Genomic DNA, 26,627 nt, shown 5'->3' with positions numbered 1-26,627 from the left:
GCCAGGCCAGGTATGGCGTGTGGCTGGCGACATACTGGGTGGCGCTGGGCCCCTGCCAGGGTCCGGCAGTGGTGGCAGCGAGCAGCTGGGTCAACTCCGTTGCCGCCGTGGCGTACTGCGTCGAGAGTGCCTGCCACTGCGCGGCCGCGGCCAACAGCGCACCGGGACCGGGGCCACTGGATAGCAATGTGGAATGGACCTCGGGAGGTGAGGCCATCCAGATGGGCGCGGACACCGGTCCTAGCCCCGCGCCATCACGTACGTCGCAGCGGCCTGCATATCGCCGGTGGTGTAACTGGCAGCAGACTCCGAGACACCCAGACCAGCACGGCCCAGCTCCTCAACGGCCAGGGCGGCCACACCGGTGTGCTCCACACCGCGCACGCTGAACGCGGCCGCGGTCTCCAGTGACACCGGATCGGCGGCAGGCGGCACCACGGCACCGATCACCGGAGCGGCCGCCGCGTGAGCCGCGGCCAAACGCGCGGTGAGCGCCTCAACCGCGGCACTGGTGGCGAGCAGGCCTTCCGGAACGACATTGAGATTCATCGTGGGTACTCCCTTCCCTGAGCAGCATGTTCAATGACGAGCGAACTAGCGGCCGATGCCTGCCCGGGGGCTTCATCATCGGATGGCGCTCCGCCCAGGCGCCGTAGAGAGATAGCTGTACCAATCACTGGTGATCGACAGGTCTCGCGAATCGGCGGCCGCATGGGGGTTAAGTTAGCATCACCTAATTGTGCTGTCGATAGTTCGCTCAGCATCAATATGCAGAGTCTGACCTGTTTAATTATCAGACAGATAGATTGCTAAATTCCATCCGGTATTACCCACTGTTCCCGGCTTTCGAGCGTGACCTGGGCGGATCGTGGTCTTGCCGCAGAGAAACCGGCGGCGTGCGCTATGCCGCCAACACGGACGATGGCTGCACAGTTGTGTCATAGGTCACTAGCAACGGACCGGCTACCGCCCCGGACCCCGCGCGGTCAGTCGAGCGGGCGGTCCGAAAGCGCCGCGAGAGGTCGTCACCATCACTGAGGCCCAGGGATGCAAGTGCCGGGAACCCGGTTGGCGGACCCGCACATATGGAGTGAATCGACACCTCGCGGTAAGGCCGAGACAACGAAGGCCGGAAACCCCTCAGGGTCTCCGGCCTTCCGTCATTGGGCTTCCTGGCCCACTATCTTGTGGGCGAAGGGGGACTTGAACCCCCACGTCCCGAAGGACACTGGCACCTGAAGCCAGCGCGTCTGCCATTCCGCCACTCGCCCCAACGACCGCGGCAGCTTATCACGGTCGCGGACCCACCTCCGAACCGAGAATGACCCGGCGAAAGCCCGTCCACCCACGCCAATCCCAACAAACCTCGTGCATAGAAGGCCTCTTGGTGCCAAGACGATGTCGTCTCGTAATAGAGGAGTGGGTCCCGACGATCATCAAACCGATACCATCTAGTCGAGATCCGCTCGCGGCGGTGCACTGTGCCATGCGCCCAGAACCTGCCGTGCGATCGCCGAAAGGAGGAAGGCATGGGAATTGTCCAACGCTTCGAGCGCAAGCTCGAGGACGTGGTCGGCGATGCCTTCGCCCGCGTCTTCGGCGGCAGCATCGTCCCGCAGGAAGTGCAGGCCTCGCTGCGTCGCGAGGCCGCCGATGGAGTCAGGTCAGCGGGCCAGGGGCGGCTGCTGGCTCCCAACGAGTTCTTTGTTCTCCTCAGCACCGGAGATCACGAGAAGGCGGCGGACGACCGCGATCTCAACGCAGACACGTTCGCCGAACACCTGCGCGAATATGTTCGCGATCAAGGGTGGCAAACGTATGGTGAAGTTGTTGTCCGATTCGAACAATCACCTAGCTTGCACACCGGCCAATTTCGTACGCGCGGTGTAGTCAATCCCGATACCCAGCGGGACCATATGCACCAGGCCCCTTCGACCCCGGATTCACAACCAGGAGCACCCATGACTGACAACCCAGGTCCCCAGCAGGGACGCCCCGGCGAAGAGTACGGCCGAGATGACGACCGGTACGGGCGTCCCGATCAGGATCCGCGTGGTCAGCAGCCGCAGGGCGACCAGGGCTACCCCCCGCGCCAGGGCGGCCACGAGGGCGGAGGCTACGGCCAGCAGTACCCACAGGACTACGGTCGTCCACCGGCCGGCTACGAGCAGGGCGGCTACCAGCCGCGTCCGCCGCAGCAGGGCGGATACGACCAGCCCGGGCGTGGGGGCTACGACCAGGGTGGCTACGGCGCACCCCCACAGCAAGGCGGCGGGGACTACGGCCGTCCCCCCGCTCCTCCGCAGCAGGGTGGCTACGGCGCACCCCCACAGCAAGGCGGCTACGGCGAGCCTCCTCGCCCGACCTACGGCGAGTACGAGCAGGGCGGCCCGGGTGGCGGATACAGCTCCCCGCAGGGTCCCCCTCCGGGCCAGGATTACGGTCGCCCCCCCGGCTACCCACAGCAGGGTGGCTACGGCGCACCGCCGCAGCAGGGCGGATACGGATCACCCCAGGGTGGTTACGGTGAGCCCGAATACGGCGACTACGAGCACGGCGGCTACCAGAGCAGCCCCGACTACGGCGCTCCCGCGAGCAGCCCGGGTGCCGGTCGCACCACGGTTACCTTGCAGCTGGACGACGGCAGCGGCCGCACCTACCAGTTGCGTGAGGGCACCAATGTGATCGGCCGTGGACAGGACGCGCAGTTCCGGCTGCCTGACACGGGCGTTTCTCGCCGTCACCTCGAGGTGCGCTTCGACGGGCACGCCGCCCTGCTGTCGGATCTCAATTCGACCAACGGCACCACCGTCAACAACGCGCCGGTCACCGAGTGGCAGTTGGCCGACGGCGACATCATCCGGCTGGGCCACTCCGAGATCATCGTTCGGGTGCAGTAGGACCGCACCCCACAACACCACGTTCGAGACAGGCTGCACATATCGGGCCCCGTCGGGTAACCCGGCCAAGTATCGTTGCTCTGCCGAGCCATAACCATCCGGCGTCGACGATCCACCGGGTACGTCTCGGTAGGGTCCAGTCTGCCGGACACCCTCGCCGAGGCGCGACGGACCAGCGAGAGGAACGACAACCGGATGCAGGGACTGGTGCTCCAGCTCACCCGCGGGGGGTTCCTGTTGCTGCTGTGGGTGTTCATCTGGTCGGTCCTGCGCATCCTGCGCACCGATATTTACGCACCGACCGGGCAGCTGATGGCCAATCGGGGGCTGAACCTGCGTTCCATTCGCCCCGCTAAGGCCGGCCGGCGACAGATGCAGTACCTGCTGGTGACCGAAGGTGCGCTGGCGGGCACACGGATCACGCTCGGCACGCAGCCCATCTTGATCGGCCGGGCCGACGACTCCACATTGGTCCTCACCGACGATTACTCCTCGACGCGGCACGCGCGGCTATCGCCACGCGGATCGGATTGGTACGTGGAGGATCTAGGATCGACCAACGGCACATATCTGGATAGGGAGAAGGTGACGACGGCGCTGCGGGTTCCCCAGGGGATGCCGGTACGTATCGGCAAAACAGTGATCGAGCTGCGCTCGTGACGCTGGTGCTGCGCTACGCGGCGCGTAGCGATCGCGGACTGGTGCGGTCGAACAACGAGGACTCGGTCTATGCCGGGGCGCGCCTGCTGGCGTTAGCCGACGGTATGGGCGGTCATGCAGCCGGTGAGGTTGCCTCCCAGCTGGTCATCGCGGCGCTGGCACCGCTCGACGATGACGAACCCGGTGGCGACCTGCTGGACACCCTGGCCGACGCGGTGTACTCCGGCAACGCGGCAATCGCCGATCATGTGCGCGCCGAACCCGAGCTGGATGGGATGGGCACCACCCTGACGGCGTTCCTGTTCACGGGAAAACGGCTGGGCATGGTGCATATCGGCGACTCGCGCGCTTACCTCATGCGTGACGGTGAGCTCAGCCAGATCTCCAAGGACGACACCTTCGTCCAAACCCTTGTCGACGAGGGTCGGATCACCCCGGAGCAAGCCCACAACCATCCGCAACGCTCGCTCATCATGCGTGCGCTCACCGGCACACCGGTCGAGCCGACGCTCATCATGCGCGAGGCACATGCGGGGGACAGATACCTGCTCTGTTCGGACGGGCTCTCCGATCCGGTGAGCCACGAAACCATCGCCGAGGCGTTGGAGATCGCCGATGTCTCCGCTGCGGCCGATCGGCTCATCGAATTGGCGCTGCGCAGCGGTGGACCCGACAACGTCACCGTCGTCGTCGCCGACGTCGTGGAGCTGGACTACGGACAGACCCGGCCGATCGTGGCGGGGGCGGTATCCGCCGATGCCGACACCGACACTCCGCCGCCGAACACGGCCGCCGGACGTGCCGCCGCGATTCAGCGGGCCCTGAAAGAGCCTGAGCCTGCGGCAGACGAAACCGATACCGAGACAACCGAATCCGATACCGCTAAGCCCAAGAAACACCGTCTGCGCTGGCTGATAGCCGCGGTACTCGTGGTGCTGGTCGCGTTGGCCGGGCTGGCCATCGGACGCCGCGTGGTGCTCAACAACTATTACGTGAGTGCCTACGAGGGCAACGTCTCCATCATGCAGGGAGTCCAAGGCGCGCTGCTGGGCTACCGACTGCAACGGCCGGACCTTGTCGGTTGCCTCGACTCCCGCGGAGACATGTCGCTGGTGAGCTACGGCGAGCCCGCATCCGGTCTGTCCTGCAAGTACTTCAAGGTGTCGGACCTGCGCCCGTCCGAGCGTCAGCAGGTCGAGACCGGCCTGCCCGGCGGCACCCTCGACGAGGCCATCGGCCAGCTGCGCCAGCTCACCAAGAACGCGCTGCCGCCGTGCCCACCGCCCGCACCCAAGACTCCGACAACAACACAGCCTTCGCCCACGCCCGTCACGTCGGGACGCACCCCGTCCACCACATCCGGTCCCGCGACAGCCACGACGACCACAACTACCCGGCCGTCTCCTACGCCTACGTCCACAACGAGCCCTGGCGCCAGCACCACACCGTCCACATCTGCGCCGGCACCTTTGCCTGCGCCCCCACAAGAACCGGGTGTCACCTGCCGGACCGTGTCATGACGACGGCGCCCCAAACCGCTGTCGTGCCCAGCGTGGGAGGCAATGTGCAGCCCGCACAGCCGACACGACGCAGCGCGGAGTTGGGGCTTCTAGGATTCGCTGCCGCCATCACCACCGTCGCCCTGATCCTCGTGGAGGCCAATCTCGAACGCGGTCTGTCGCTGGACCTGCTGAAGTATGGCCTTGCCTATCTGGTCCTGTTTGCACTGGCCCACTTCGCAATTCGGCGCTACGCCCCCTACGCCGATCCGCTGTTGCTGCCCTGTGTGGCGTTGCTTAACGGCCTCGGCCTAGTGATGATCCATCGGCTGGATCTAGCGAAGGTGGCCGCCGGCGAGGGCGACGGCACACTGGAAGCCAATGCGCAGGTGCTGTGGACGCTGGTGGGTGTCGCCGCACTCATCGGGGTGCTGGCGACCGTCAAGGACCACCGGATGCTGGCACGGTACGGGTACACCTTCGGGATTATCGGCATCGTATTGCTGGCCATTCCAGCGCTGCTCCCCTCCTCGGTCTCCGAACAGAACGGGGCCAAGATCTGGATCGAGTTGCCGTTCTTGTCGATTCAGCCCGCCGAGGCCGCCAAGATTCTGTTGCTCGTATTCTTCGCCGCCTTCCTGATGACCAAGCGCGATCTGTTCCGCACCGCGGGGCGGAGTTATTGGGGTGTGGAGTCACCACGCGCCAGAGACCTGGGGCCCCTGCTGGCCGTCTGGGCAATATCGGTGGGAGTCATGGTCTTTGAGAAGGACCTGGGCACCTCGCTGCTGCTCTACACCTCGTTCCTGACCGTGCTGTACATCGCGACGGCGCGGATCAGCTGGGTGCTAATCGGGCTCGGTCTCTTCGCCGCCGGCGCATTCTTGGCGTACTTCCTGTTTGCGCACGTGCGCGTGCGCGTCGAAACCTGGCTCGACCCCTTCGCCGACGCGGACGGTAACGGGTACCAGATGATGCAGTCCCTGTTCAGCTTCGCCACCGGAGGCATTTTCGGCACCGGCCTGGGGAACGGTCAGCCGGGCACAGTGCCCGCTGCCTCAACCGATTTCATCATCGCCGCCATCGGGGAGGAACTCGGGCTGGTGGGCCTAGCCGGTGTGCTGTTGGTATTCACCATCCTCATCGTCCGCGGCTTCCGCACCTCACTGGCCGTCCGAGACAGCTTCGGCAAGTTGCTGGCCTCCGGACTATCTGCGGCGCTGGCACTGCAGCTGTTCATCGTCGTCGGCGGCGTCACCAAACTGATCCCGCTGACGGGCCTCACCACGCCCTGGATCTCCTATGGCGGGTCGTCGCTGGTGTCCAACTACGTGCTGCTGGCCATCCTGCTGCGCATCTCGCATATCGCGCGCCGGCCGCTCACCACCAATGCCGCGCCCAACGCAGCCCCCATCGCGGAAGCCCGCACGGAACTGATCGACCGCGTATGAACACATCGATCCGCCGAGTGTCTCTCGTCGTCATGGGACTGATCGTGCTGCTCCTGGGCAATGTCACCCTCACCCAGGTTTTCACGGCGCCCGGACTGCGCGCCGATCCCCGTAACCAGCGGGTGCTTCTCGACGAGTACTCGCGTCAGCGGGGACAGATATCGGCGAGCGGGCAGCTGCTTGCGTCCTCGGTGGCCACCGACAGCCGGTTCCGCTTCCTGCGGCAGTACGCGGACCCGCTGGTGTACGCACCGGTCACCGGCTTCTACTCACTCAACTACTCGAGCACCGGGCTGGAGCGCGCCGAGGACACCGTGCTCAACGGATCCGATCCCCGGCTGTTCGGACGGCGGCTCGCGGACTTCTTCACGGGTCGTGACCCGCGGGGCGGCAGCGTGGTCACTACCATCCGCCCCGATGTGCAGCAGGCCGCCTATGACGCCATGCACCGCGGCTGCAAGGACGGCTGTCGCGGCTCCGTGGTGGCACTGGAGCCCTCCACCGGAAAGATTCTCGCGATGGTCTCGACACCCTCATATGACCCCAATCTGCTCGCCAGCCAGGACTCCGCGAAAGAGAATGAGGCCTGGAAGCGTCTGGGGGAGGATCCGGCGCAGCCGATGCTCAATCGCGCCATCTCGCAGACGTACCCGCCCGGCTCGACCTTCAAGGTGATCACAACGGCCGCGGCGCTGGCCGACGGCAAGACGGTCAACACCGAGGTAACCGCCTCTCCGACGATCTTCCTGCCGGGCAGCAATGCCACCCTGGAGAACTACAACAGGGCCTCCTGCGGTGGCGGCGACACCACCTCGCTCAAGGAGGCGTTTGCGCGCTCCTGTAACACCGCCTTCGCCAAACTGGGTGCCGAACAACTCAAGCGCGACAAACTGGTCAAGGCGGCACAGGCATTCGGCCTCGACCGCGAGCTCGACGGCATCCCGCTCCAAGTAGCCACCTCCACAGTCGGTCCGATGTCCGACGACGCTGCCGTCGCGATGTCGAGCATCGGGCAGAAGGATGTCGCGATGACCCCCCTGCAGAATGCGATGGTCGCCGCGGCCGTCGCCAACAAGGGCGTGCTGATGCAACCGCATCTGGTCGATAGCCTTAAGGGTCCAGACCTTTCCAATTTGTCCACCACCACCACCGATGACATCGGCCAGGCCGTGTCACCTGCTATCGCGAACACATTGACCGAACTGATGATTGCCTCAGAACAGCGCACCGCACAGACCGGTGCCATCCCCAGCGTGCAGATCGCATCGAAGACCGGCACCGCCGAGCACGGCACCGATCCACGCAACACCCCGCCGCACGCGTGGTACATCGCCTTCGCCCCGGCATCGAGCACACCGTCGGATGCACAGTCCTCCGCGATGACCCCCAAGGTCGCCATCGCAGTCCTCGTCGAAGATGGCGGAGACCGCGCCCTGGCGGCCACCGGCGGCTCTGTCGCCGCACCCATCGGCCGCCAGGTCATCGCCGCCGCACTACAGGGAGCCTCATGACGGTACGTGTGGGAGAGACGCTTTCGGGTCGCTATCGGTTGCAGCGGCTCATCGCCACCGGCGGTATGGGCCAGGTGTGGGAGGGTGTCGACAGTCGGCTGGGCCGCAAGGTCGCCGTCAAGGTACTCAAGGCCGAGTTCTCCTCGGACCCAGAGTTCATCGAGCGGTTCCGGGCCGAGGCGCGCACCGTCGCGATGCTCAACCATCCGGGGATCGCCAGCGTGTACGACTACGGCGAAACCGATATCGACAGCGAGGGCCGCACCGCCTACCTGGTCATGGAGCTGGTCCACGGCGAACCGTTGAACTCGGTGCTCAAGCGCACCGGTCGCCTGTCGCTGCGCCACTCCTTGGACATGCTGGAGCAGACCGGCCGCGCCCTGCAAGTAGCCCACGCCGCGGGCCTGGTGCATCGCGACGTGAAACCGGGCAACATCCTGATCACGCCCACCGGTCAGGTCAAGCTCACCGACTTCGGCATCGCCAAGGCCGTCGACGCCGCCCCGGTCACCCAGACCGGCATGGTGATGGGCACCGCCCAATACATCGCACCCGAGCAGGCGCTGGGACACGACGCCACCCCGGCCAGTGATGTCTACGCGCTGGGAGTCGTTGGATACGAAGCGGTTTCGGGTAAGCGCCCGTTCTCCGGGGACGGCGCGCTGACGGTCGCGATGAAGCACATCAAGGAAACGCCCTCGCCGCTGCCCGCCGATCTGCCACCGAACGTGCGCGAGCTCATCGAGATCACGCTGGTGAAGAACCCCCAGAACCGCTACACCACCGGCGGTCTATTCGCCGATGCGGTGGCCGCGGTGCGTGCCGGTCGACGCCCGCCACGACCCAACCAGGCGCCGACCATAAGCAGGGCCACGCCGGCGGCCATCCCGCCTGCCACTGCGGTCCGGCCCGCCGTCGGGGCACCCAGCCGGGTCGCTCCTCCCACCTCCCGGACACGCCAGCCAACGGGCTCGCACCGGCCGCCGCCACCCCGCCGCGGCACGTTCTCACCCGGCCAGAAGGCCCTTATGTGGGCTGCCGCGGTGCTGGGCATCTTCGCGATCATCATCGCGGCGCTCATCCTCCTGCGCGCCAGTGAGCAGAAGAATGACTCGCCGACCACCCCGGCAACGGTCCCCAGCAGCGAAGCACCCTCAAGCCCAGCTTCAGCTTCGCCAGGAGCGCTTGCGCCAGCTAATATCGTGGCTCTGCTTCCGGTCGCCGAACCGGACCCTAGCCCTGGGATGAAATCACCCTAATGACCACTCCGCAGCACCTCTCGGACCGCTACGAGCTGGGGGAGATCCTCGGCTATGGCGGCATGTCCGAGGTTCACCTGGCGCGCGACCAGCGGCTGAACCGCGACGTCGCGATCAAGGTGCTGCGCGCAGACCTGGCCCGGGACCCGAGCTTCTATCTGCGTTTCCGCAGGGAGGCACAGAACGCCGCCGCACTGAACCATCCGGCGATCGTCGCGGTCTACGACACCGGTGAAGCCGAGACGCCCACCGGGCCACTGCCCTACATCGTGATGGAGTACGTCGACGGCATCACGCTGCGTGACATCGTCAAGGATGACGGCCCCATGCCGATCCGCCGGGCGATCGAGGTCGTCGCCGACTCCTGCCAGGCGCTCAACTTCAGCCACCAGCACGGCATCATCCACCGCGACGTCAAGCCCGCCAACATCATGATCAGCAAGACCGGCGCGGTGAAAGTGATGGACTTCGGAATCGCGCGCGCGGTGTCGGACGCGGGCGTCAGCGTGACCCAGACGGCAGCGGTTATCGGTACCGCGCAGTACCTTTCGCCGGAGCAGGCTCGCGGCGAGACCGTGGACGCGCGCTCCGACGTCTACTCGCTGGGCTGCGTCTTATACGAATTGCTCACCGGAGAGCCACCTTTCGTCGGCGATTCACCCGTTGCGGTGGCCTACCAGCATGTGCGTGAAGACCCGGTAGCGCCGTCCAAGCGCAACCCGGAAATTCCGCCCGGCCTGGATTCCGTTGTGCTCAAAGCACTTTCGAAGAACCCCGATAATCGGTATCAGAATGCGGCGGAGATGCGCACCGACCTGATGCGCGTGTATCAGGGTGAGCAGCCCGACGCCCCTAAGGTCCTCACCGACGCCGAGCGCAGCTCGATGCTCAATACACCCCCCAACACCAAGGCATTTCCGAGCTCCGGATCGCAGACCGGTCAGCTTTCGAACCATTACGCGGAGCCCCGGCGGAATCCGCTGAGCCGCTGGCTGGTTGGCCTTGCTGCACTGGTGGTACTCACCGTGGTGGTCACGTTCGCGATCATCTGGGGCAGCGGACCGTCTCGGGATGTGCAGGTTCCCGACGTGACGGGCAAGTCTCAGTCCGAGGCCGTGGCGGCCCTGCAGAACCTCGGCTTCAAAACCAAGATCCAAAAGAACACGAGCTCAAAGCTGTCCCCCGACAAGGTCATTGACACCGATCCCGCGAAGGGCTCTACGGTGTCGGCGGGCTCGGAGGTCACTCTGAACGTGTCCATCGGGCCGGAGAGCCAGCAGGTACCCGACTGCCACGGCCTCAGTTTCGGCGACGCGGTGAAGAAGCTGCAGAGCGCCGGTTTCAAGGGCACCTTTACCCAGAGCGAGACCAAGTCATTGCCCGAGGACAAGGGCAGGGTCATGGCCACCAACCCATCTGCCGGCCAGTACTCGGCCGTCACCAACAACATCACCATCGTTGTCGGCAAGGGTCCCGGCGAGAAGCCCGCGCCGGATCTCGTCGGTCAGAACATCGATGTCGCCCTCAAGAACCTGCCCACCTACGGATTCACCGCACCACCCACCGTGATTCAGATTCCCAGCCCAGAAGCGAAGGGGCAGATTCTGAGCACGAATCCTCCTGCCGGAACGATGTTCCCAGAGGACGGCGTCATTGAGATCCGGGTGTCCCAAAGCGGGCAGTTCCGCATGCCAAATCTCGTAGGCAAGTTCTGGACCGATGCCGAGCCGATGCTGTACCAGGCCGGATGGCAAGGCGGGGGCCTATCGACCGAGGACGTGCCCTCCGACGGCAACAACAGGGCCCGCGTGGTTTCACAGGATCCGCCGGCCGGCGCGGGTGCCCCGTTCAACGGCCCGATCCGGCTGCGCTTCGGACAGAGCTAAATCCCGTACGCAGACGGTTCCTCGGTTAGCCGCCGAGGGCGGCGACCCGGCCGGAAACCCCGTTCAGCGCCGTAGCGACCTCGACCTCGAGCGACCGCACCAGCGATTCGTCAAGGGGCGCACCGCAGTAGGTGAGCCAGTTGGCCAACATTCGGTGCCCGCCCTCCGTGAGGATCGACTCGGGGTGGAACTGCACCCCGTGGATCGGCAGCTCGGTGTGCATGACGCCCATGATCACGCCGCTGGCGGTCCGGGCGATCACCCGGAGCTCATCGGGCACGGTGTCGGGCAGGATGGTCAGCGAGTGATATCTGGTGGCCGTGAACGGATTCGACAGGCCGCGCAGGACTCCGGCGTCCTCGTGCTCGACGGAGCTCGTCTTGCCGTGCAACAGCTCCGGAGCGCGATCGACGGTACCGCCGAACGCCACCCCAATCGCCTGATGTCCCAGGCACACCCCGAGTAGCGGAGTGCCCGTCTTCGCACACGAATGAACCATCGCGATGGACACGCCCGCGCTCTCCGGCGTGCCCGGACCGGGGCTGATCAGCACGCCGTCGAAGTCAGCGGCCACCGCATCGGTATCCGCCAACCGTGGGTCGTCGTTGCGCCACACCGTCGCGTCCACACTGAGCTGACCCAGGTACTGGACCAGGTTGAACACGAAGCTGTCGTAGTTGTCGACCACGAGGATGCGCACAGATCAAGGGTACGGACACGCGCCAGCGGTTTCCCCGCCGGTTCCCAGCCGGTTTACAAGATGACGCCTACCGACCCTCCAACGGAATCGCGCGGCCCGGCCCGACCGCGTCCCGGTATCCGGCCACCTCAAGGTGATGCCCGCGATTCACCGTGTACCCCAAGCCAAATCGCGCCACGTATTGCCGATACAAGTTCACCAGCGGCGCGGCGTCGAGCGCTGCCTGCATGGCGTCGGCATCTCCGATCGCCGTGATCACGTACGGCGGGCTATAGGTGCGGCCGTGGAGCAGCAGCGTGTTGCCCACGCATCGGGGCACCGACCCGGCTACCAGCCGCTGGTCATCCTGCATCTGAATGGCCTCGGCGCCCGCGCTCCACAGCGCATTGAGCACGCCCTCGACATCCTGCTGGTGCACCACCAGGTCGTCCGGGGACGCATCCCTGGGGAACCGGCCGTACGCGTCGCGCTTGGCATCGGTGAGCGTCACCACCAGCCCGGGGCCGGTGACGGGCCGCACGCCCGCGGCATCGGCCATCTCGCCTGTTTCGGCGAGCGCCGCCGCCACCTGACTATCACCGCCCGCCGACTGCTGGCGTGCGTCGGCCATCTCATTCGCCAGGCCGTCGCGGGTGGCACTGAGCTTGTCTACCGACTTCTGCGTCTCGCGCACCAGATCCACCAGTCGAGGGGAGGGAGAGTCGCCGCGGCGGATCTCGCTGCCGCCCGACACCGTGTGCGTCGCGGCCAGCAGAAAGCCGGCCAGCGCGCAGACGAGCGGCACGCCGACCCGCCAGATGAGAGGTTTCCGGGGCTCATCGGAGCCTGAACCTCTTCGCGCTAGCGGCTCATCGGCGGTCACCAGAAGATTGTCGCAGCCCTGGGCTGTAACCTGCGTAAGAACCCATTACGACTCCGGCCGCGGCGATCACTCGTCGTGCCGCCCTATCCGAGATGCTCCCGAGGTAGTCGATGCCCAAGTCCAAGGTCCGTAAGAAGTCCGCGTTCAACGCAACCACGGTTAGCCGTACGCCGGTCAAGGTGAAGGCTGGCCCGTCCAGCTTCTGGTTCGTCGCGTTCTTCCTCACCCTCATGCTCATCGGCCTGGCCTGGCTCATGGTCTTCCAGCTCGCCGCACAGCACATCACGTGGATGCTGGATCTGGGCCCGTGGAACTACGCCATCGCGTTTGCCTTCATGATCACGGGGCTGCTGCTGACGATGCGGTGGCGCTGATCATCCGCATGCTGTCGTTGCCGGTGCGGTTAACGCCTGTTTCCGCTGAGTCCACCCTTCAGACACCCAATCACAACGATGTGATTTATCCCCACTGTGGATAACGCCTGTGGATAACTCGCCCGCATCTCCTGCCGAATGGGGCCCGAAACCTGCCGGCATCGCCGCCACGGCCCTTGTTGGTGCCGCCTTCGGCATCGCCGCCGTCGCACTGGTCTCGGATGCGCCCGGCCGCCTGCTGGCCTCGGTGGCCGCTCTCGGTCTGCTGGGGTTCGCCGCCGTATCGTGGCGCTGTCGTCCCAAGCTACGTATTGCCGATGACGGACTCGTGCTGCAAGGTCTCACCGGTAGCACGCTGCTGCCCCGCGCCTCGGTGGACTCGGTGAAGGTCACCGAGTTCCGGCGGCTTGGTCGACGGGCCCGACTGCTGGAAATTGAATCCGGCGATCGACTGATTGTGCTGAATCGGTGGGATCTCGGCACCGACCCCCGCGATGTCCTCGAAGCGCTGCACGCCGCCCGCTATCGGGCGTGAAAACCGTCACCCGCGTATCGTTGCCTTAGGTAATTATTCCTGGGTAGCGGAACCTTCGAACAAGGCGGGCACATGACACGAACCGACGGCGATCAGTGGGACATTGTCAGTAGCGTCGGCTTCACAGCCCTCATGGTGTCCTCGTTTCGCGCACTCGAGACCACCCGTTCCGAACCGCTCATCCGAGACGAATACGCCCGCGCCTTTGTCGAGGCTTCCGGCGAGCGCCATCTCACCGAGGCCCTGGCGGCGCCGAAACCCGAGTCCGAGTGGGACGCCGCTACCACATATCTTGTCAATCACCTTGCCGTCCGCACCAAGTTTTTCGATGAATTCTTCACTGCTGCAACGGCTTCTGGTATTCGGCAGGCGGTGATCCTGGCGGCCGGCCTCGATGCGCGCGCCTACCGGCTGCCCTGGCCGGACGGCACCGTCGTCTACGAGCTCGATCAGCCGAAGGTCCTCGAGTTCAAAGACCAGGTCCTGGCCGATCAGAAGGCGACACCACTGGCACAGCGGCGCGAAGTAGCCGTCGACCTTCGCGACGACTGGATCGCGGCCCTGGAGACGGCGGGCTTCGACGCGAGCAAGCCGACAGCCTGGCTCGCGGAGGGTCTGCTGGCGTATCTGCCCGGAGCCGCCCAGGACGCACTGTTCGAGAACATCACCGCGCACTCCGCCCCCGGCAGCTTCCTGGCCACCGAGTGGCGCCGGCGGGTGGCCACCGCCGATCAATGGCAAGACGCGGTCAACAAACTCAGGCCGGACTTCGTCAAGGACATCAATATCGGCACCCTTATCTACGACGACGAGCGCAAGGATCCGATCGACTGGCTGCGCGAACACGACTGGCGGGTAGACACCGTCAATCGGCTGGAGCAGGCCGCCACGTATGGGCGACCGGCCCCGAGCGAGCACAGCGAAATCACCTCGCTGTGGTCGGACGCATACTTCATCACCGCCACGCGCTAGCTGTAGGCCGCGCGGGACACAGTTCTGCGCTTACGCGAGAGCTTCCCTCTAGCCTCGACTAGAGTTTCCCATGCAATCACTAAAGAGTGTTCCGTCTGGACCAATGAGCGAAGCGGCAAATGCCTGCGGTTTGACGGCGGGGATGAGGGCTGGGAAGTATGGCTGGCAGTGCGGGTGCCGGCGGGGAGTTCGCCCGTCGGGGCATGCAGATCGAACTGACCATCGCTGCGATGCGCGCGCTCGAATCTCAACGCGCCCAGCCGCTGTCATATGACGAGCACGCCCAGACGATCATCGACGCCGTCGGGGATCCGTACACACGGGCACTCCTGAACATCGGCGTCCGTGAGGATCCGTCGACAGAGAACGAGACCCGCACCTACTTGCTCACCAACTACATGGCGGCGATGTGTCGGTACTTCGACGAAGCCCTGCTCGCTTCCGTGCAGGACGGCGCTCGGCAGGTGGTGCTGCTTGCCGGGGGCCTCGATACCCGCGCCTACCGACTCTCCTGGCCCGCCGGAACCGTCGTTTATGAAGTCGACTATCCCGAGGTCCTCACGCTCAAGATGAAGGCGCTCGACAACGCGGGCGCCGAACCCCGGGCGACACAGCGCATGGTCCACTGTGGGCTCGCCGAACAGTGGCAGGCCGAACTGACCTCGGCTGGTTTCGACCCCGACGCTCCCACGGCCTGGCTGGCCGAGGCCGTCATCTCCAACCTCCCGGGCGGCAGCCAAGACGCGATGTTCGAGCGGATCATCGAGATGTCGGCGCCCGGCAGCACGATCGCGACGGATAACGATCCGCTGACCCCGTCGGGGCAGGTGTGGGACGACCTCGTGGACGCCATCGCCCCCGAGACCATCCGCGATGCCGACTACTCGGTGCTCGCGCACTACGACGAACGCACACTTCCCGGTGATTGGCTTGCCGGGCATGGCTGGCTGACCCAGACATGTACGGGTCGTGAGCTGGCACAACGCTATGGTCGCCCGTTCGGCGATGTGCTGGCGCGGGGATTCCAGGATCTTGCGGACCGTCGTTTCCTCACCGCGACACTGCCCACCGACTACCTGGGACGTTCGACGGAACCGCCGGACACGCAAAGAGATCCCGGTCCATAACTGGTACAGGCCGGTAGCTTGCCCGACACCATCACAATTGGGGCGCCGTGTCGATAATCTTGAATTCAATGTGCAGAAAGCGGGTGATTCTTTGGATGGCCAAAGGGAAAATGCCGTGACCTCACCTGCGCACAAGTACCAATTCGATCTGATCGCCGCGGCTCTGCGTGCGCTGGAAAGTCAGCGCGGCCATCCGTTGGTCCACGATCCGTTCGCCGCTGTGCTGGTTACCGCCGCGAATGAGCCACTCAGTGGCGCCTTCCTCGCGGCAGGATTTCCCGAGAACCCCTCGGCGGCAGACGGCACCTTTCTTCTCATCAACGCGTCAGGCATCTTCACACGCCACGGCGACGACTTCATCACCACGGAGCTTGGGCTGGGCACCCGGCAAGTCGTGCAGTTCGCCGCGGGCCTGGACACTCGGGCCTACCGGCTCCCGTGGCCAACGGATGCGATTCTGTACGAAGTGGACCATCCGCACACGTTGGAGTTCCGCGGTCGCATCCTCAAGGAACACGGGGCGGTGCCGTGCGTTACCCAGCGTTTGGTGCCCATCGCTGCCTCGACCGACCCTTGGGTGGAAGTCCTGTGCGACGCAGGATTCGATCCCGAACAACCCACCGCGTGGCTCATCGCACCGCTGATCATGGCCGGCCTACCCGGGACTGGTCAGGACCTGCTTTTTGAGCGAATCATCGAGCTGTCCGCGCCTGGCAGCGCCATCTGCAGCGACGCCAATATCTTTATCACCTCGACCGAGACGTGGGATTCAATCGCTGAACCTGTTGTCCCCGAGGACGTTCGGGCCGCCAATTTCTGGATGTTGACATACCCGGATTCGCGCATGCCGCCCGCGGACTGGCTCACGGAGCACGGCTGGATCACCGATGTTCAAACGGCCGCCCAGATCGCCGCGCACTACGAGCGGCCCTTCACCGACGATGTTCCGGACATCGTCAAACAGCACACACAGTGGCAATTTCTCGCCGCCAAGCTGCCGTCGTGACCTATCCGGAGTAGGTCAGAACCTTCGCCAGGATGAGCGCTACCGACAGCGCGGTCACCACTGCCGCCAGCACCCACGGCGTCGACGGCTTCTGGACGAGCCCGGACATCCCCGTCCACCGGCACACCTCGCGGTGGTACAGCAGCGCGCCGGCACTGAGCACGCCGAACAACAGCCCACCCATATGGCCGGCCAATGAGATACCCGGCAGCGAGATGCTCAGCCCGATGTTGAGCACCAGCACAATGATGATGGTCTGCGGGTTCAAACGCTCGCGCAGATACAGCACCAGCGCCGCACCCAGCAGGCCGTAGATGGCACCGGAGGCACCGGCCACCAACGCATTTGGGCTGAACCACATCGCGATGGCACTACTGCCGAGCAACGCGGTGCCGTAGATCGTGGCGTACCGCTCGCGACCGAACGCGTGCTCCAGGCCGGGACCGATCATCGCCAGCGAGAGCATATTGACCCCGATGTGCATCAGACCGAAGTGCAGGAAGCCTGCGGTGATGGTGCGCCACAGCTCACCCTGTGCCACCCACGGCAGGTACAGCACCAGGTCCCGGAACAGCGGGCTGGTGGTGACGGCCATCGTCTCGTCGGCGCTTCCCACCACGGCGGCGTACACCAAAACGTTCACGGCGATCAGGGCCCAGGTGATCCAGGCCCGCGCCTGCTGCAACGGTTTGACCCGGCGCATCGATTTGGCGCCCTCCGCGACGCATTCCACGCACTGCTGACCCACGGGCGCTGATCGCATGCACGCCGGGCACACGGGGCGCCCACACCGCACACAGCGCACCGCGGTGGCCCGGTCCGGGTGCCAAGCGCACCCGTAGACCGGTACCTGCCCGGGATGAGCCATCGGGACCTAGCTGATGGTGATGGAGTTGATGACGACGTCCTCGCTGGGACGGTCACCGCGATCGACGGCGGTGGCCGCGATCGCGTCGACAACCTGCTGCGAGGCCGGGTCGACGACTTCACCGAAGATGGTGTGCTTGCGGTTCAGGTGCGGGGTCTTGCCGACGGTGATGAAGAACTGCGAGCCGTTGGTGCCCGGTCCGGCGTTCGCCATGGCCAGCAGGTACGGCTTGTCGAACTGCAGCTCCGGGTGGAACTCGTCGCCGAACTGGTATCCCGGGCCGCCGCGGCCGGTGCCGGTGGGGTCGCCGCCCTGGAGCATGAAGCCCTCGATGACGCGGTGGAAGATGGCGCCGTCGTAGAAGGGGCCGCTGGCCTCGCCCTTGGCGTTCTTGGTCGAGTAGTCCTTGCTGCCGTCGGCGAGGCCGACGAAATTGGCCACGGTCTTCGGGGCGTGATTGCCGAACAGCGCGATGACGACGTCGCCACGGTTGGTGTGCAGGGTGGCGGTCTGAGTCTGGATAGGTGAAGTCACGATGACCATCGTGCCACCTGGCGCAGCCCGCTCCGCGAGGCGCCTGCGGCACGCCGCTGCGCCAACTCCTCGCCAGGCGCCGGCGAGTGCGCAAAGATGGCATTGAGCCTTGAACCGTCCGAACCCAGATCACCGCCCAACGAAGGGACCTGCTGACGATGAACCTGCTGACCAAGACCGATGAACCTGCCGTCAAGCTCACCTCCGGGGAGCGTCTGGTCCGGGGACTCAAGGAGGCGGCACTCGCCCCTATCGACGTCTCACGCGGCACCGCCGGACTCGGCTTCGGGCTGGCGAAGTCCGCGGCGGGCAAGCTGTTCAGTCGGGGCAAGGCGGTGTCATCGGAAGTGCAGGACGCCGTCGCCGATGTGGTTGACACGCTGCCAGAGGTGCTGAGCGCTGCCCGCAAGCGCAAGCTGCCGCGCGCGCTGGCCGGGCTTGCCGTGGTGGGCCTGCTGGGTGCCGGGGCGGTGGCATTCACTGTGCTGCGCCGCTCGGGACAGCCCGAGCCATCGACGCTGGCGCCGAGTGTCGATACGCAACCTCAGCCGTAGGGCTGATCGTCGCGAGCGGGATGGAACTGAGTGGAGCCTAGGAGAATCGAACTCCTGACATCTACCTTGCAAAGGTAGCGCTCTACCAACTGAGCTAAGGCCCCTCACCTGCTGCTGTGTGCCACACTTCCATGTTGTTGCGTGCCACGGTGATTGCGGCCGCGTAGGCCACGCCCAACAGTGCGAGTACCAGCAGCAGCGCTCTCACGTGGCGGACCTCCCAACAAGTGTGGTGGGGCTAGGAGGACTCGAACCTCCGACCTCTTCGTTATCAGCGAAGCGCTCTAACCACCTGAGCTATAGCCCCTTAGACCGAACGCAGAGATTACCGCACAGGGCGGGTGCATCCCAAACCGTTAGTCGCGATCGGCCAACGTGACCTCGATACCGCCAACGAGATCGGTGGTCAGGTTGTAGATGAACGCGCCGATGGTGGCGGCCGCGGTCATCAGCACGATGTTGACCAGGCCGATGAGCAGCGCGGTACCGAAGATGGTGCCGCTGGACACCAGCTCGCCGCCGCCGCTGTTGGTGATGAGCTCGCCGACGTTCTCGTTGAGCTTCGACCACACGCCCATCGCGCCGAGCACCAGGTACAGCATGGCGACGGCGATCATCCAGACGAAGAAGAACACCACCGACAGCACCAGTGAGACCTTGAGGGTCGCCCAGGGGTCGACGCGCCGGATCTGCATGGCCGCGCGTAGCGGACCCTTCCGCGACGGTCCGACGGTGACTGCCGAACCACCCTGCGCCGCATCGCTTCTACCACGGGGCGGGCGGGGGACTGGGCCCGAGAGATCGGGCAGGTCGTTGTTCTTGACGGCGCGCACCGGCTCCTGTGCGCTGGATTCTCCCCAGGGGGTACTCGAACGCACCCGCTCGGGCCGTTCGGTTCTCTCGGGACGCTCCGGCAGCTCGTCGTGGGGCTCAAGCTCGGGTTCCAGATCAGGTTCTGGCCGAGTCAGCGGTGTGGTGAATCCGGCCGGGGCAGCGGTCCCGGAAATGAACCTGCTGAGCCGGGCATCCAATCCCGCCGACGGACGGTTTCCGGGGCGGGGCGCCGGGGTGGGTGCCGTGGGTGGAGCGGCGTCGGCGTCGATCACGGGGATGATCTCCGTCGGTACGCCGCCGGGGCGCGGCTCACGGCCGGGCACCCGCTGCGGACCGGTAGCAGCGGCGTGTGAGCCACGCCGCCGCTCCGCCCGCTGCCAGGGAGGCAAGTCCGTTTGGTCCACGGGGCGCTCGCTTCCGCCAGATTCCCCGGAATCGTTCGGTGAACTCACCTACGGCTCCTTACTCGCTTGCGGTGTCTGCTGCGCCGTCTTCAAGCTCAGCGTCCCCTTCATCGGCATTATGCGCGATGGCCAACAGGGTGTCGCCTGTCCCGAGGTTCATCAGGCGCACACCCTTGGTCTGGCGTCCGGCCTTACGCACCGACTTCGCCGTTGTACGGATGACACCGCCGCCGGAGGTGATGGCGTACAACTCGGCCTCCTCGTCCACGACGAGCGCACCCACCAGGGCTCCGCGGCGCGGGTCGTACTGAACTGTCAGCACGCCCTTGCCGCCACGTCCCTGCACCGGGTACTCCTCGATCGCGGTGCGCTTGGAGTAGCCGCCCGAGGTGGCCACCAGCAGGAACGTGCCCTCACTGATGACGTTGAGCGACAGCAGCTCGTCCTCACCGTTGAAGCGCATGCCCTGCACACCGGAGGTGGCGCGGCCCATCGGCCGCAGCGCCTCGTCGGTGGCACTGAACCGGATGGACTGGCCGTGTGCCGAAACGAGCAGCAGATCGTCCGCGGCGGCGCACAGCACCGCACCCACGAGTTCGTCACCGTCGCGCAGGTTGACGGCCACCAGGCCACCGCTGCGGTTGGAATCGAAGTCGGTGAGCTTGGACTTCTTGACCAGCCCATTCTTGGTGGCCAGCACCAGGTACGGCGCGTCCTCGTAGCTCTTGATCTGGATGACCTGTGCGATGCGCTCCTCCGGCTGGAAGGCCAGCAGGTTGGCGACGTGCTGGCCGCGCGCGGTGCGGGCGGCCTCGGGCAGGTCGTACGCCTTGGCGCGGTAGACGCGGCCCTTCGTGGTGAAGAACAGAATCCAGTCATGCGTCGAGCACACGAAGAAGTGCTTGACGATGTCGTCCTGCTTCAGGCCCGCACCCTGCACGCCCTTACCGCCGCGCTTCTGGCTGCGGTACAGGTCGGTCTTGGTGCGCTTGGCGTACCCAGTTTCGGTGATGGTGACGACGACGTCCTCGCGTGCGATGAGGTCCTCGTCGGCGACGTCCCCGTCCGCGGAGATGATGCGGGTGCGACGGTCGTCTCCGTAGCGTTCGACCAGCTCGCTGAGTTCGTCCCGGACGATGGCGCGCTGACGTTCCGGCTTGGCCAGGATGTCCTCGAGGTCGGCGATCTCCGCTTCGATCTTGGCGAGGTCCTCGACGATCTTCTGTCGCTCCAGGGCCGCCAGACGACGCAGCTGCATATCGAGGATGGCCTGGGACTGAATCTCGTCGACGTCCAGCAGCTCGATCAGACCCTGGCGGGCGATGTCGACAGTCTGCGAAGCACGGATCAATGCGATCACTTCGTCAAGCGCGTCAAGCGCTTTGACCAAACCGCGCAAGATGTGCGCACGCTCGTTGGCCTTACGCAGCCGGTAACGGGTACGCCGGATGATGACGTCCAACTGGTGGTTGACGTAGTGCCGGATCAGCTGGTCCAGGCGCAGTGTGCGCGGCACGCCGTCGACGATCGACAGCATGTTGGCGCCGAAGCTGGTCTGCAGCTGGGTGTGCTTGTAGAGGTTGTTCAGCACCACCTTGGCGACGGCATCGCGCTTGAGTATCACCACGATTCGCAGGCCGACGCGGTCGGAGCTCTGGTCCTCGATATTGGAGATGCCGGCGATCTTGCCGTCACGAACCTGGTCGGCGATCGAGGTGATGAAGTTGTCGTGGTTGACCTGGTACGGCAGCTCCGTGATCACCAAAGACGTTCTGCCCTTGGTGTCTTCCTCGATCTCGGCCACACCGCGCATGCGGATCGAGCCGCGGCCAGTGGTGTAGGCGTCGTGAATCCCTTGCGTCCCAACGATCAACCCGGATGTCGGGAAGTCGGGGCCGGTGATCTTCTCGCAGACCGCGTTGAGGGTGGTCTCCTCATCGGCCTCGTGGTTGTCCAGTGCCCAGTAGACCGCCTCGGCCAGCTCGCGCAGGTTGTGCGGCGGCATATTGGTGGCCATACCGACGGCGATACCGCCGCTGCCGTTGGCAAGCAGGTTCGGGAACCGGCTCGGCAGCACCGTCGGTTCCATGACGCGGCCGTCATAGTTGGGGATGAAATCGACTGTTTCCTCGTCGATTTCGCGCAGCATCTCCATGGCCAGCGGGGTGAGCCGGGCCTCGGTGTAACGCATGGCGGCGGCGGGGTCGTTACCCGGGGAACCGAAGTTTCCTTGGCCGTCCACCAGCGGGTAGCGCAATGACCAAGGCTGCGCCATGCGGACCAGGGTGTCGTAAATAGAGGAGTCGCCGTGCGGGTGGTAATTACCCATGGTCTCGGCCACCGAGCGCGCCGACTTGGCGTGGCTGCGGTCGGGCCGGAAGCCGGAGTCGTACATCGCGTAGAGAACGCGGCGGTGCACGGGCTTGAGGCCGTCACGCACCTCGGGAAGTGCGCGGCCCACGATGACGCTCATGGCGTAGTCGATGTAGCTGCGCTGCATCTCTTGCTGAATATCGACCGGTTCGATGCGGTCGACGATGTCATCGTCCCCCGGGGGGTTCCCCGGCGGCAGCGTGGTGTCGGTCATGTGCTCCTCATTCGTCTTCCGCCCGGCAGTACAGAAACCGGGCAACCTCCCCAGCCTAGTCATTCCCCCGACAGGTTTCCTGGATGCAGCGCCGTACGTCCCGCTGAGCGGCTTTAGATGCCGATATCTGAAGTATCCGGTACTGTTTGTTACGCAGGCTTGAGCCGCGACGAGGCGGCCAGAGCTAACTTAGGGAGCTGCCCACCATGACCACACTGACATCCCAGTTCACAGACGAATCCGCAGGTGAGCGCCTACGCCGCTGGGCCGATGAATGGCGGCGGATGGCGGCGGTCGCCGTGTCCTCGACAGGCGGCCTCAAGACCGGACAGATCTACGACATCGTCGGCACCCAGAACTTGTTCGGCGAGGAATCGCTCTTCATCAACTTCGGGTACTGGCGTAACCACCCCAGCACGCTCGATGAGGCCAGCCGCGACCTCGCACGGCTCGTCGCGTCCAGCGCCGGGTTCACGGCCTCCGATGTGGTGGTGGACTGCGGCTGCGGATATGGCGATCAGGACATCCTGTGGGCCAACGAGTTCAACGTGAAACACATCACCGGGGTAAATCTGGCCGAGGAGCAGATCGCCATCTCCACCCAACGCGTCGCCGAAGCGGGCCTCTCCGAGAAGATCGAGTACGTGAAGGCCTCGGCCACCGATATGCCGTTCGGCAACGAGTCGTGCACCAAAGTGGTCGCACTGGAGTCGGCATTCCACTTCCCGTCACGGATCGACTTCTTCCGCGAGGCGCTGCGGGTGCTCAAGCCGGGTGGGCGGCTGGTGACCGCCGATATCGTGCCGCGGCGCACCGGACTCACCGCGCTGGCACGTAATCAGGTGGCGCGCAAGGGCTGGCAGAATGCACCCGCCAATGCCGTGCAGTGGGCGGTGGACGTTCAGGGATATCGGGATCTGCTGCTGGACATGGGCTTTGCGCGCGCCGAGACCTGGTCGATTGGCAAGGACGTATATCCGCCGTTGGGCAAGTTCCTCGGTAAGCGCCTGCGCCAGCCCGATATGAAGCACATCAATCCCGTGTGGCGCGGCGCGTTCAACTCGGTCACGATGCGGATGACGGGCTCGTATTCCGACTACATCGTGGCGGTGGCCCACAAGGCGTGAATGCGGCTTAAAGCAACGTCTTTCGTTCGGCGAGAAGGTCCACGTACTGGGCGATGCGCCTGGCGCGGGTCTCTGGCTTCTTGATCGTGGTGAGCCGGTACAGGAACGGCCAGCGCGCGGTTTTGGTGAGGGAATCGAAGAACGTCTCCGCGGTCGGGTTGGCTTGTAATGCCTTGGCGAAGTCGTCGGGAACTTCGATGGTGGCTTGCGAGCTGTAGGCGGCGTCCCAGCGGCCGTCGGCCTTGGCGGCGTCGACCTCACGTTGGCCGGCGGGCCTAACGCGGCCTTCCTTGGTGAGCCGTTCGATGTGGCCCACGTTGATCTGTGACCAAGTGCTGCGTGAGCGTCTGGGGGTGAACATGCGCAGGGAGTAGGTCTCGTCGAGCGATTTGGCCTGCCCGTCGATCCATCCGAAGCAGAGCGCTTCCTCCAGGGCTTCTTTGTGGTTCACGCTGGGTATGCCGCTGGCCTTCTTGGCCATCTTGATCCAGACGCCGGGGGAGTCGCCGTGGTTCTCTTCCAGCCAGGTCTCCCAGTCCTGTTGGGAGGCAAAGAAGATGGTGGGGCGATCGACGGCCATGCCGTCACTCTACGAGTGACCGGTGACAGGCATCAGAAGGTCCCGCTGCCTGACCGAAGGCGGCGGACACAATTGGCCCCGCATTGTGCTCTGACGTGACGAACTCCCACTTACTTCCGGCCATCTGCCAAACATGATCTGCCGCGCTACTGGCATTCGCCGCTCAACAAGTAAGTTGTCCCACCATGTGGAACGGTGACGAACTCGAGCTCGACGAGTACCTGGCCTTCATCGGCTTCGACGGCGACCGCTCGCCAACGCTGGACACCTTGCGCCTCCTGCAGCGTGGGCACGTCCTGAACATCAAGTGGGAGAACCTCGACGCGGTGCTGCACAAGCGTGTCGCGTTGGACATCCCCACGGTCCAGGCCAAGCTGTTGCGCGGCCCCCGTGGGGGTTACTGCTACGAGCACGTCGCATTGTTCGCCGCCGTGCTACAAGGACTGGGGTTCGACTTCTTCGGTATCCAGGGCCGAGTTCAGATGGGCGCCACCACAGTGCGGCCGGCCACACACGGAATGCTTGTGGTTCGGCTTGGCGGAGAACGGTGGCTCTGCGATGTCGGATTCGGCGCAAGTCCACTGGCACCCATCCGCCTGGTCGACGAGGACGTGATCACCGACGGGTCGTGGACCTATCAACTGCTGCGTAGCGAGGTCACTCCGGGTGCCGACGGGTGGACACTATCGGAGGCTGCGGGGGACGGCACCCAGCCCGGATGGATGAGTCGGCACACCTTTGTGCTCGAGCCGCAGTATCCGGTCGACTTCCGGATGGCCAGCTACTTTGTGGCCGCCAGCCCCAATTCACCTTTCAGCACAAGGATTTTCGTGCAGCGCTTCGAACCCGACCGCCTCCATGTTCTGGATCATCAGACGCTGCATGACATTCGGCCCGGAGTGGGGCGCGAGACCCGGGTACTGACCGCCGACGAGGTACTCATCACGCTTCGGGAGATCTTCGGTATCGAACTTGGCATCGAGGATTCCGCGCTGCTGTTGCAGAGGCTGGCCACGCAGTAGCGTCGACACATGACTGAGTCCGTGCCCTCGAAATCGCGGCTACTGGTGAAGCTGCTCGTCACAAACATCGTGGCGACAATCGCGTTGGGTGGGTTGTTGATCCTGGCCGCCGGCACCTGGAACTGGCCGCAGCTGTGGGTTCTGGGCATCGAGGTCACCCTCCTCAACCTCGGCGTGCAGCTCTGGCTGCTGAACTACAACCCCGCCCTACTCGCCGAGCGACTCGGATCTCCAAGCCAACCGAACCAAACCGCCTGGGACAAAGTCTTCGTGGTCATTGCGATGGTGGGCACGCTGGCGTGGTTCGCGGTGCCGGGGCTTGATCATCGGTGGCACTGGTCCGACGTCCCCGTCTGGCTTCAGATCGTCGGTGCCGTGCTCATTGTGGTTTCGTTGCTTTCGATGGTGCTTGTATTCCGCGCCAACAGCTTTGCCGCTCCCGTTGTGAAGATCCAGGCAGAGCGCGGGCATTCGATCGTCGACTCCGGACCGTACGCGTACGTACGGCATCCGATGTACACGGGCGCGATCCCGTTCATGATCGGTATGCCGCTGCTGCTCGGTTCTTGGTACGCACTCATCGGGTCGGCGGTAACCGTGGTGGCGCTGGGATTTCGAGCAGTGGGCGAGGAGCGGCTGCTTACCAAGGAGCTTGACGGCTACCCGGAGTACGCGGCGCGGGTCCGCTACCGACTTGTGCCCTACGTGTGGTGATCTCTCGGGCTGACTGCAGGGTTGCCCCAAACTAGAGCTATCGGGGGTCCCGCGCTCGGTTACCGAACGCCGTATTCAACGCCCCCCGAATCCGCCGGCCAGCTCCCTCCTAGAACCCGGCCGGGCGACTCTTCTGGCAGTGGCCGTGGCGTTCCTCCACACCCGCAAATTCGATGGAACCGAATCAGGCATACCGGCGTCTCAACATGTAGATGGCGGAGATCTGTCACTTCCAGTCTGTGAAAGGACACGGGTTATGGGGTACGCGGACCGGCTGTACGCCTTGCAACTGGAGTTTGGGCGGGCCTCCGAGAGTCGGAAGCTAAAGACTGCGCAGCGCTTCCAAGAGATACACGCGGAACAGGCGCGGCAGGCGCGAGAACGGGCGGCCTGGCAGGCCGGGGAGGCGGCGAAGGCCGTGGAAGCGCCTCTTGCCAAGGATGCACCGGCGAAGCGGCCGGCCATACCCGGCTGGGATGACGAGGACAGTTTCTGGGAATTTCGCGGCAATCGGTTGAAGTACTAGGGCTGAGGGGTTTGTGGTGGTGGTTTATGACACGGGTCGGCAGGTGTTGGAGGACGGCGCCAAGATCCGGGATTTTTGTGGGTACTGGGAGATTTTGAAGAGGCATCAGGGTGAGTTGAGCGAGGCTGGGGTGAA

General features: G+C 65.0%; 25 protein-coding genes, 3 tRNA genes and 1 pseudogene. 17 read left to right on the top strand and 12 right to left on the bottom strand.

The features are described from left to right. The 3 genes from MLB1_RS23655 to MLB1_RS23645 form a co-directional block, all read right to left on the bottom strand. Nucleotides 1-235: PPE domain-containing protein (locus MLB1_RS23655; protein WP_180752313.1), on the bottom strand; the 235-nt coding region annotated here is incomplete at its 3' end. A gap of 5 nt (nucleotides 236-240) precedes the next feature. Next, a complete protein-coding gene (locus MLB1_RS23650; protein ID WP_180752312.1) occupies nucleotides 241-549 on the bottom strand; it encodes a PE family protein in 309 nt (102 codons plus the stop codon). Nucleotides 550-1,188: 639 nt separating this feature from the next. Further along, nucleotides 1,189-1,271: transfer RNA gene (locus MLB1_RS23645), tRNA-Leu, on the bottom strand. A gap of 258 nt (nucleotides 1,272-1,529) precedes the next feature. On the opposite strand from MLB1_RS23645, the gene MLB1_RS23640 reads away from it, so the two are divergent. The 7 genes from MLB1_RS23640 to pknB all read left to right on the top strand — a co-directional run bounded on the left by MLB1_RS23640 (nucleotide 1,530) and on the right by pknB (nucleotide 11,166). Further along, nucleotides 1,530-2,900 (top strand): DUF3662 and FHA domain-containing protein, encoded by a 1,371-nt coding sequence (locus MLB1_RS23640; RefSeq protein ID WP_180752311.1) that lies wholly within the window; start codon nucleotides 1,530-1,532, stop codon nucleotides 2,898-2,900. A gap of 195 nt (nucleotides 2,901-3,095) precedes the next feature. Further along, complete coding sequence (locus MLB1_RS23635) at nucleotides 3,096-3,560, top strand: FHA domain-containing protein (protein WP_180752310.1); 465 nt, start codon at nucleotides 3,096-3,098, stop codon at nucleotides 3,558-3,560. Continuing rightward, complete coding sequence (locus MLB1_RS23630; RefSeq protein ID WP_180752309.1) at nucleotides 3,557-5,080, top strand: protein phosphatase 2C domain-containing protein; 1,524 nt, start codon at nucleotides 3,557-3,559, stop codon at nucleotides 5,078-5,080. Before MLB1_RS23635 ends, MLB1_RS23630 begins: the two co-directional genes overlap by 4 nt. Then, on the top strand, nucleotides 5,077-6,510 hold the full coding sequence (locus MLB1_RS23625; protein WP_180752308.1) for an FtsW/RodA/SpoVE family cell cycle protein: 1,434 nt from the start codon (nucleotides 5,077-5,079) through the stop codon (nucleotides 6,508-6,510). The genes MLB1_RS23630 and MLB1_RS23625 overlap by 4 nt, the downstream gene beginning before the upstream one ends. Next, nucleotides 6,507-8,021 (top strand): D,D-transpeptidase PbpA, encoded by a 1,515-nt coding sequence (pbpA, locus tag MLB1_RS23620; protein WP_180752307.1) that lies wholly within the window; start codon nucleotides 6,507-6,509, stop codon nucleotides 8,019-8,021. The genes MLB1_RS23625 and pbpA overlap by 4 nt, the downstream gene beginning before the upstream one ends. After that, a complete protein-coding gene (locus MLB1_RS23615; RefSeq protein WP_180752306.1) occupies nucleotides 8,018-9,280 on the top strand; it encodes a serine/threonine-protein kinase in 1,263 nt (420 codons plus the stop codon). Before pbpA ends, MLB1_RS23615 begins: the two co-directional genes overlap by 4 nt. Further along, nucleotides 9,280-11,166 carry a Stk1 family PASTA domain-containing Ser/Thr kinase gene (gene pknB, locus MLB1_RS23610; RefSeq protein WP_180752305.1) on the top strand — a complete coding sequence of 629 codons (1,887 nt, stop codon included), beginning with the start codon at nucleotides 9,280-9,282 and terminating at the stop codon, nucleotides 11,164-11,166. The genes MLB1_RS23615 and pknB overlap by 1 nt, the downstream gene beginning before the upstream one ends. A gap of 25 nt (nucleotides 11,167-11,191) precedes the next feature. On the opposite strand, the gene MLB1_RS23605 is transcribed toward pknB, so the two are convergent. Both MLB1_RS23605 and MLB1_RS23600 read right to left on the bottom strand, forming a co-directional pair. Continuing rightward, nucleotides 11,192-11,866, bottom strand: a complete 675-nt coding sequence (locus tag MLB1_RS23605; protein ID WP_180752304.1) for an aminodeoxychorismate/anthranilate synthase component II — start codon at nucleotides 11,864-11,866, stop codon at nucleotides 11,192-11,194. Between the two features lie 67 nt (nucleotides 11,867-11,933). Further along, nucleotides 11,934-12,650, bottom strand: coding sequence for a DUF881 domain-containing protein (locus tag MLB1_RS23600; RefSeq protein WP_180752314.1), 717 nt, complete (start codon nucleotides 12,648-12,650; stop codon nucleotides 11,934-11,936). Between the two features lie 188 nt (nucleotides 12,651-12,838). Between MLB1_RS23600 and crgA the strand changes: the two genes are divergently transcribed. The 5 genes from crgA to MLB1_RS23575 all read left to right on the top strand — a co-directional run bounded on the left by crgA (nucleotide 12,839) and on the right by MLB1_RS23575 (nucleotide 16,742). Continuing rightward, on the top strand, nucleotides 12,839-13,102 hold the full coding sequence (gene crgA, locus MLB1_RS23595) for a cell division protein CrgA (protein WP_180752303.1): 264 nt from the start codon (nucleotides 12,839-12,841) through the stop codon (nucleotides 13,100-13,102). A 109-nt stretch (nucleotides 13,103-13,211) separates the two neighbouring features. Continuing rightward, nucleotides 13,212-13,637, top strand: coding sequence for a PH domain-containing protein (locus MLB1_RS23590; RefSeq protein WP_180752302.1), 426 nt, complete (start codon nucleotides 13,212-13,214; stop codon nucleotides 13,635-13,637). Nucleotides 13,638-13,709: 72 nt separating this feature from the next. Further along, a complete protein-coding gene (locus MLB1_RS23585; protein WP_180752301.1) occupies nucleotides 13,710-14,609 on the top strand; it encodes a class I SAM-dependent methyltransferase in 900 nt (299 codons plus the stop codon). Between the two features lie 158 nt (nucleotides 14,610-14,767). Next, nucleotides 14,768-15,736, top strand: coding sequence for an SAM-dependent methyltransferase (locus MLB1_RS23580; RefSeq protein ID WP_180752300.1), 969 nt, complete (start codon nucleotides 14,768-14,770; stop codon nucleotides 15,734-15,736). A 115-nt stretch (nucleotides 15,737-15,851) separates the two neighbouring features. Beyond that, nucleotides 15,852-16,742 carry an SAM-dependent methyltransferase gene (locus tag MLB1_RS23575; RefSeq protein ID WP_180752299.1) on the top strand — a complete coding sequence of 297 codons (891 nt, stop codon included), beginning with the start codon at nucleotides 15,852-15,854 and terminating at the stop codon, nucleotides 16,740-16,742. 1 nt (nucleotide 16,743) lies between these two features. On the opposite strand, the gene MLB1_RS23570 is transcribed toward MLB1_RS23575, so the two are convergent. After that, a complete protein-coding gene (locus MLB1_RS23570; protein WP_371750687.1) occupies nucleotides 16,744-17,490 on the bottom strand; it encodes a rhomboid family intramembrane serine protease in 747 nt (248 codons plus the stop codon). Nucleotides 17,491-17,616: 126 nt separating this feature from the next. Continuing rightward, on the bottom strand, nucleotides 17,617-18,153 hold the full coding sequence (locus MLB1_RS23565) for a peptidylprolyl isomerase (RefSeq protein ID WP_180752297.1): 537 nt from the start codon (nucleotides 18,151-18,153) through the stop codon (nucleotides 17,617-17,619). 149 nt (nucleotides 18,154-18,302) lie between these two features. Between MLB1_RS23565 and cwsA the strand changes: the two genes are divergently transcribed. After that, entirely contained in the window at nucleotides 18,303-18,698 is a 396-nt protein-coding gene (cwsA, locus tag MLB1_RS23560) for a cell wall synthesis protein CwsA (protein WP_180752296.1), read from the top strand. Between the two features lie 31 nt (nucleotides 18,699-18,729). Here the strand turns inward: cwsA and MLB1_RS23555 are convergent. From MLB1_RS23555 to gyrA, 4 genes are all read right to left on the bottom strand, one after another. Continuing rightward, nucleotides 18,730-18,802: transfer RNA gene (locus MLB1_RS23555), tRNA-Ala, on the bottom strand. A gap of 126 nt (nucleotides 18,803-18,928) precedes the next feature. Further along, a tRNA-Ile gene (locus MLB1_RS23550) sits at nucleotides 18,929-19,005 on the bottom strand. A gap of 49 nt (nucleotides 19,006-19,054) precedes the next feature. Further along, nucleotides 19,055-19,984 (bottom strand): DUF3566 domain-containing protein, encoded by a 930-nt coding sequence (locus MLB1_RS23545; protein ID WP_180752295.1) that lies wholly within the window; start codon nucleotides 19,982-19,984, stop codon nucleotides 19,055-19,057. 10 nt (nucleotides 19,985-19,994) lie between these two features. Further along, nucleotides 19,995-22,523, bottom strand: a complete 2,529-nt coding sequence (gyrA, locus tag MLB1_RS23540) for a DNA gyrase subunit A (RefSeq protein ID WP_180752294.1) — start codon at nucleotides 22,521-22,523, stop codon at nucleotides 19,995-19,997. Between the two features lie 159 nt (nucleotides 22,524-22,682). Here gyrA and MLB1_RS23535 point away from each other — a divergent pair. Beyond that, nucleotides 22,683-23,650 (top strand): annotated as a pseudogene (locus tag MLB1_RS23535) (cyclopropane-fatty-acyl-phospholipid synthase family protein). Between the two features lie 7 nt (nucleotides 23,651-23,657). Here the strand turns inward: MLB1_RS23535 and MLB1_RS23530 are convergent. Further along, nucleotides 23,658-24,230, bottom strand: a complete 573-nt coding sequence (locus tag MLB1_RS23530) for a YdeI/OmpD-associated family protein (protein WP_180752292.1) — start codon at nucleotides 24,228-24,230, stop codon at nucleotides 23,658-23,660. 185 nt (nucleotides 24,231-24,415) lie between these two features. On the opposite strand from MLB1_RS23530, the gene MLB1_RS23525 reads away from it, so the two are divergent. The 3 genes from MLB1_RS23525 (at nucleotide 24,416) to MLB1_RS23515 (ending at nucleotide 26,492) form a co-directional block, all read left to right on the top strand. Continuing rightward, nucleotides 24,416-25,252, top strand: coding sequence for an arylamine N-acetyltransferase (locus tag MLB1_RS23525; protein WP_180752291.1), 837 nt, complete (start codon nucleotides 24,416-24,418; stop codon nucleotides 25,250-25,252). Between the two features lie 9 nt (nucleotides 25,253-25,261). Next, nucleotides 25,262-25,966: an isoprenylcysteine carboxylmethyltransferase family protein gene (locus tag MLB1_RS23520; protein ID WP_180752290.1), complete on the top strand. Its 705-nt coding sequence runs from the start codon at nucleotides 25,262-25,264 to the stop codon at nucleotides 25,964-25,966. 256 nt (nucleotides 25,967-26,222) lie between these two features. Next, complete coding sequence (locus MLB1_RS23515) at nucleotides 26,223-26,492, top strand: hypothetical protein (protein ID WP_180752289.1); 270 nt, start codon at nucleotides 26,223-26,225, stop codon at nucleotides 26,490-26,492. The last annotated feature ends 135 nt before the right edge of the window (nucleotides 26,493-26,627 follow it).

The sequence above is a fragment of the Mycobacteroides sp. LB1 genome (assembly GCF_013449725.1).
Classification (GTDB): domain Bacteria; phylum Actinomycetota; class Actinomycetes; order Mycobacteriales; family Mycobacteriaceae; genus Mycobacterium.
The sequence above is the reverse complement of the archived record's forward strand: the minus strand, read 5'-3'. Positions and strand labels throughout refer to the sequence as shown.

Coding starts and splice junctions, on each gene's coding strand:
- crgA (WP_180752303.1), top strand. CDS start 12,839: ATGCCCAAGTCCAAGGTCCGTAAGAAGTCCGCGTTCAACGCAACCACG.
- MLB1_RS23640 (WP_180752311.1), top strand. CDS start 1,530: ATGGGAATTGTCCAACGCTTCGAGCGCAAGCTCGAGGACGTGGTCGGC.
- MLB1_RS23520 (WP_180752290.1), top strand. CDS start 25,262: ATGACTGAGTCCGTGCCCTCGAAATCGCGGCTACTGGTGAAGCTGCTC.
- MLB1_RS23585 (WP_180752301.1), top strand. CDS start 13,710: ATGACACGAACCGACGGCGATCAGTGGGACATTGTCAGTAGCGTCGGC.
- MLB1_RS23515 (WP_180752289.1), top strand. CDS start 26,223: ATGGGGTACGCGGACCGGCTGTACGCCTTGCAACTGGAGTTTGGGCGG.
- gyrA (WP_180752294.1), bottom strand. CDS start 22,523: ATGACCGACACCACGCTGCCGCCGGGGAACCCCCCGGGGGACGATGAC.
- MLB1_RS23625 (WP_180752308.1), top strand. CDS start 5,077: ATGACGACGGCGCCCCAAACCGCTGTCGTGCCCAGCGTGGGAGGCAAT.
- cwsA (WP_180752296.1), top strand. CDS start 18,303: ATGAACCTGCTGACCAAGACCGATGAACCTGCCGTCAAGCTCACCTCC.
- MLB1_RS23565 (WP_180752297.1), bottom strand. CDS start 18,153: ATGGTCATCGTGACTTCACCTATCCAGACTCAGACCGCCACCCTGCAC.
- MLB1_RS23530 (WP_180752292.1), bottom strand. CDS start 24,230: ATGGCCGTCGATCGCCCCACCATCTTCTTTGCCTCCCAACAGGACTGG.
- MLB1_RS23635 (WP_180752310.1), top strand. CDS start 3,096: ATGCAGGGACTGGTGCTCCAGCTCACCCGCGGGGGGTTCCTGTTGCTG.
- MLB1_RS23525 (WP_180752291.1), top strand. CDS start 24,416: ATGTGGAACGGTGACGAACTCGAGCTCGACGAGTACCTGGCCTTCATC.
- MLB1_RS23615 (WP_180752306.1), top strand. CDS start 8,018: ATGACGGTACGTGTGGGAGAGACGCTTTCGGGTCGCTATCGGTTGCAG.
- MLB1_RS23650 (WP_180752312.1), bottom strand. CDS start 549: ATGAATCTCAATGTCGTTCCGGAAGGCCTGCTCGCCACCAGTGCCGCG.
- pknB (WP_180752305.1), top strand. CDS start 9,280: ATGACCACTCCGCAGCACCTCTCGGACCGCTACGAGCTGGGGGAGATC.
- pbpA (WP_180752307.1), top strand. CDS start 6,507: ATGAACACATCGATCCGCCGAGTGTCTCTCGTCGTCATGGGACTGATC.
- MLB1_RS23580 (WP_180752300.1), top strand. CDS start 14,768: ATGGCTGGCAGTGCGGGTGCCGGCGGGGAGTTCGCCCGTCGGGGCATG.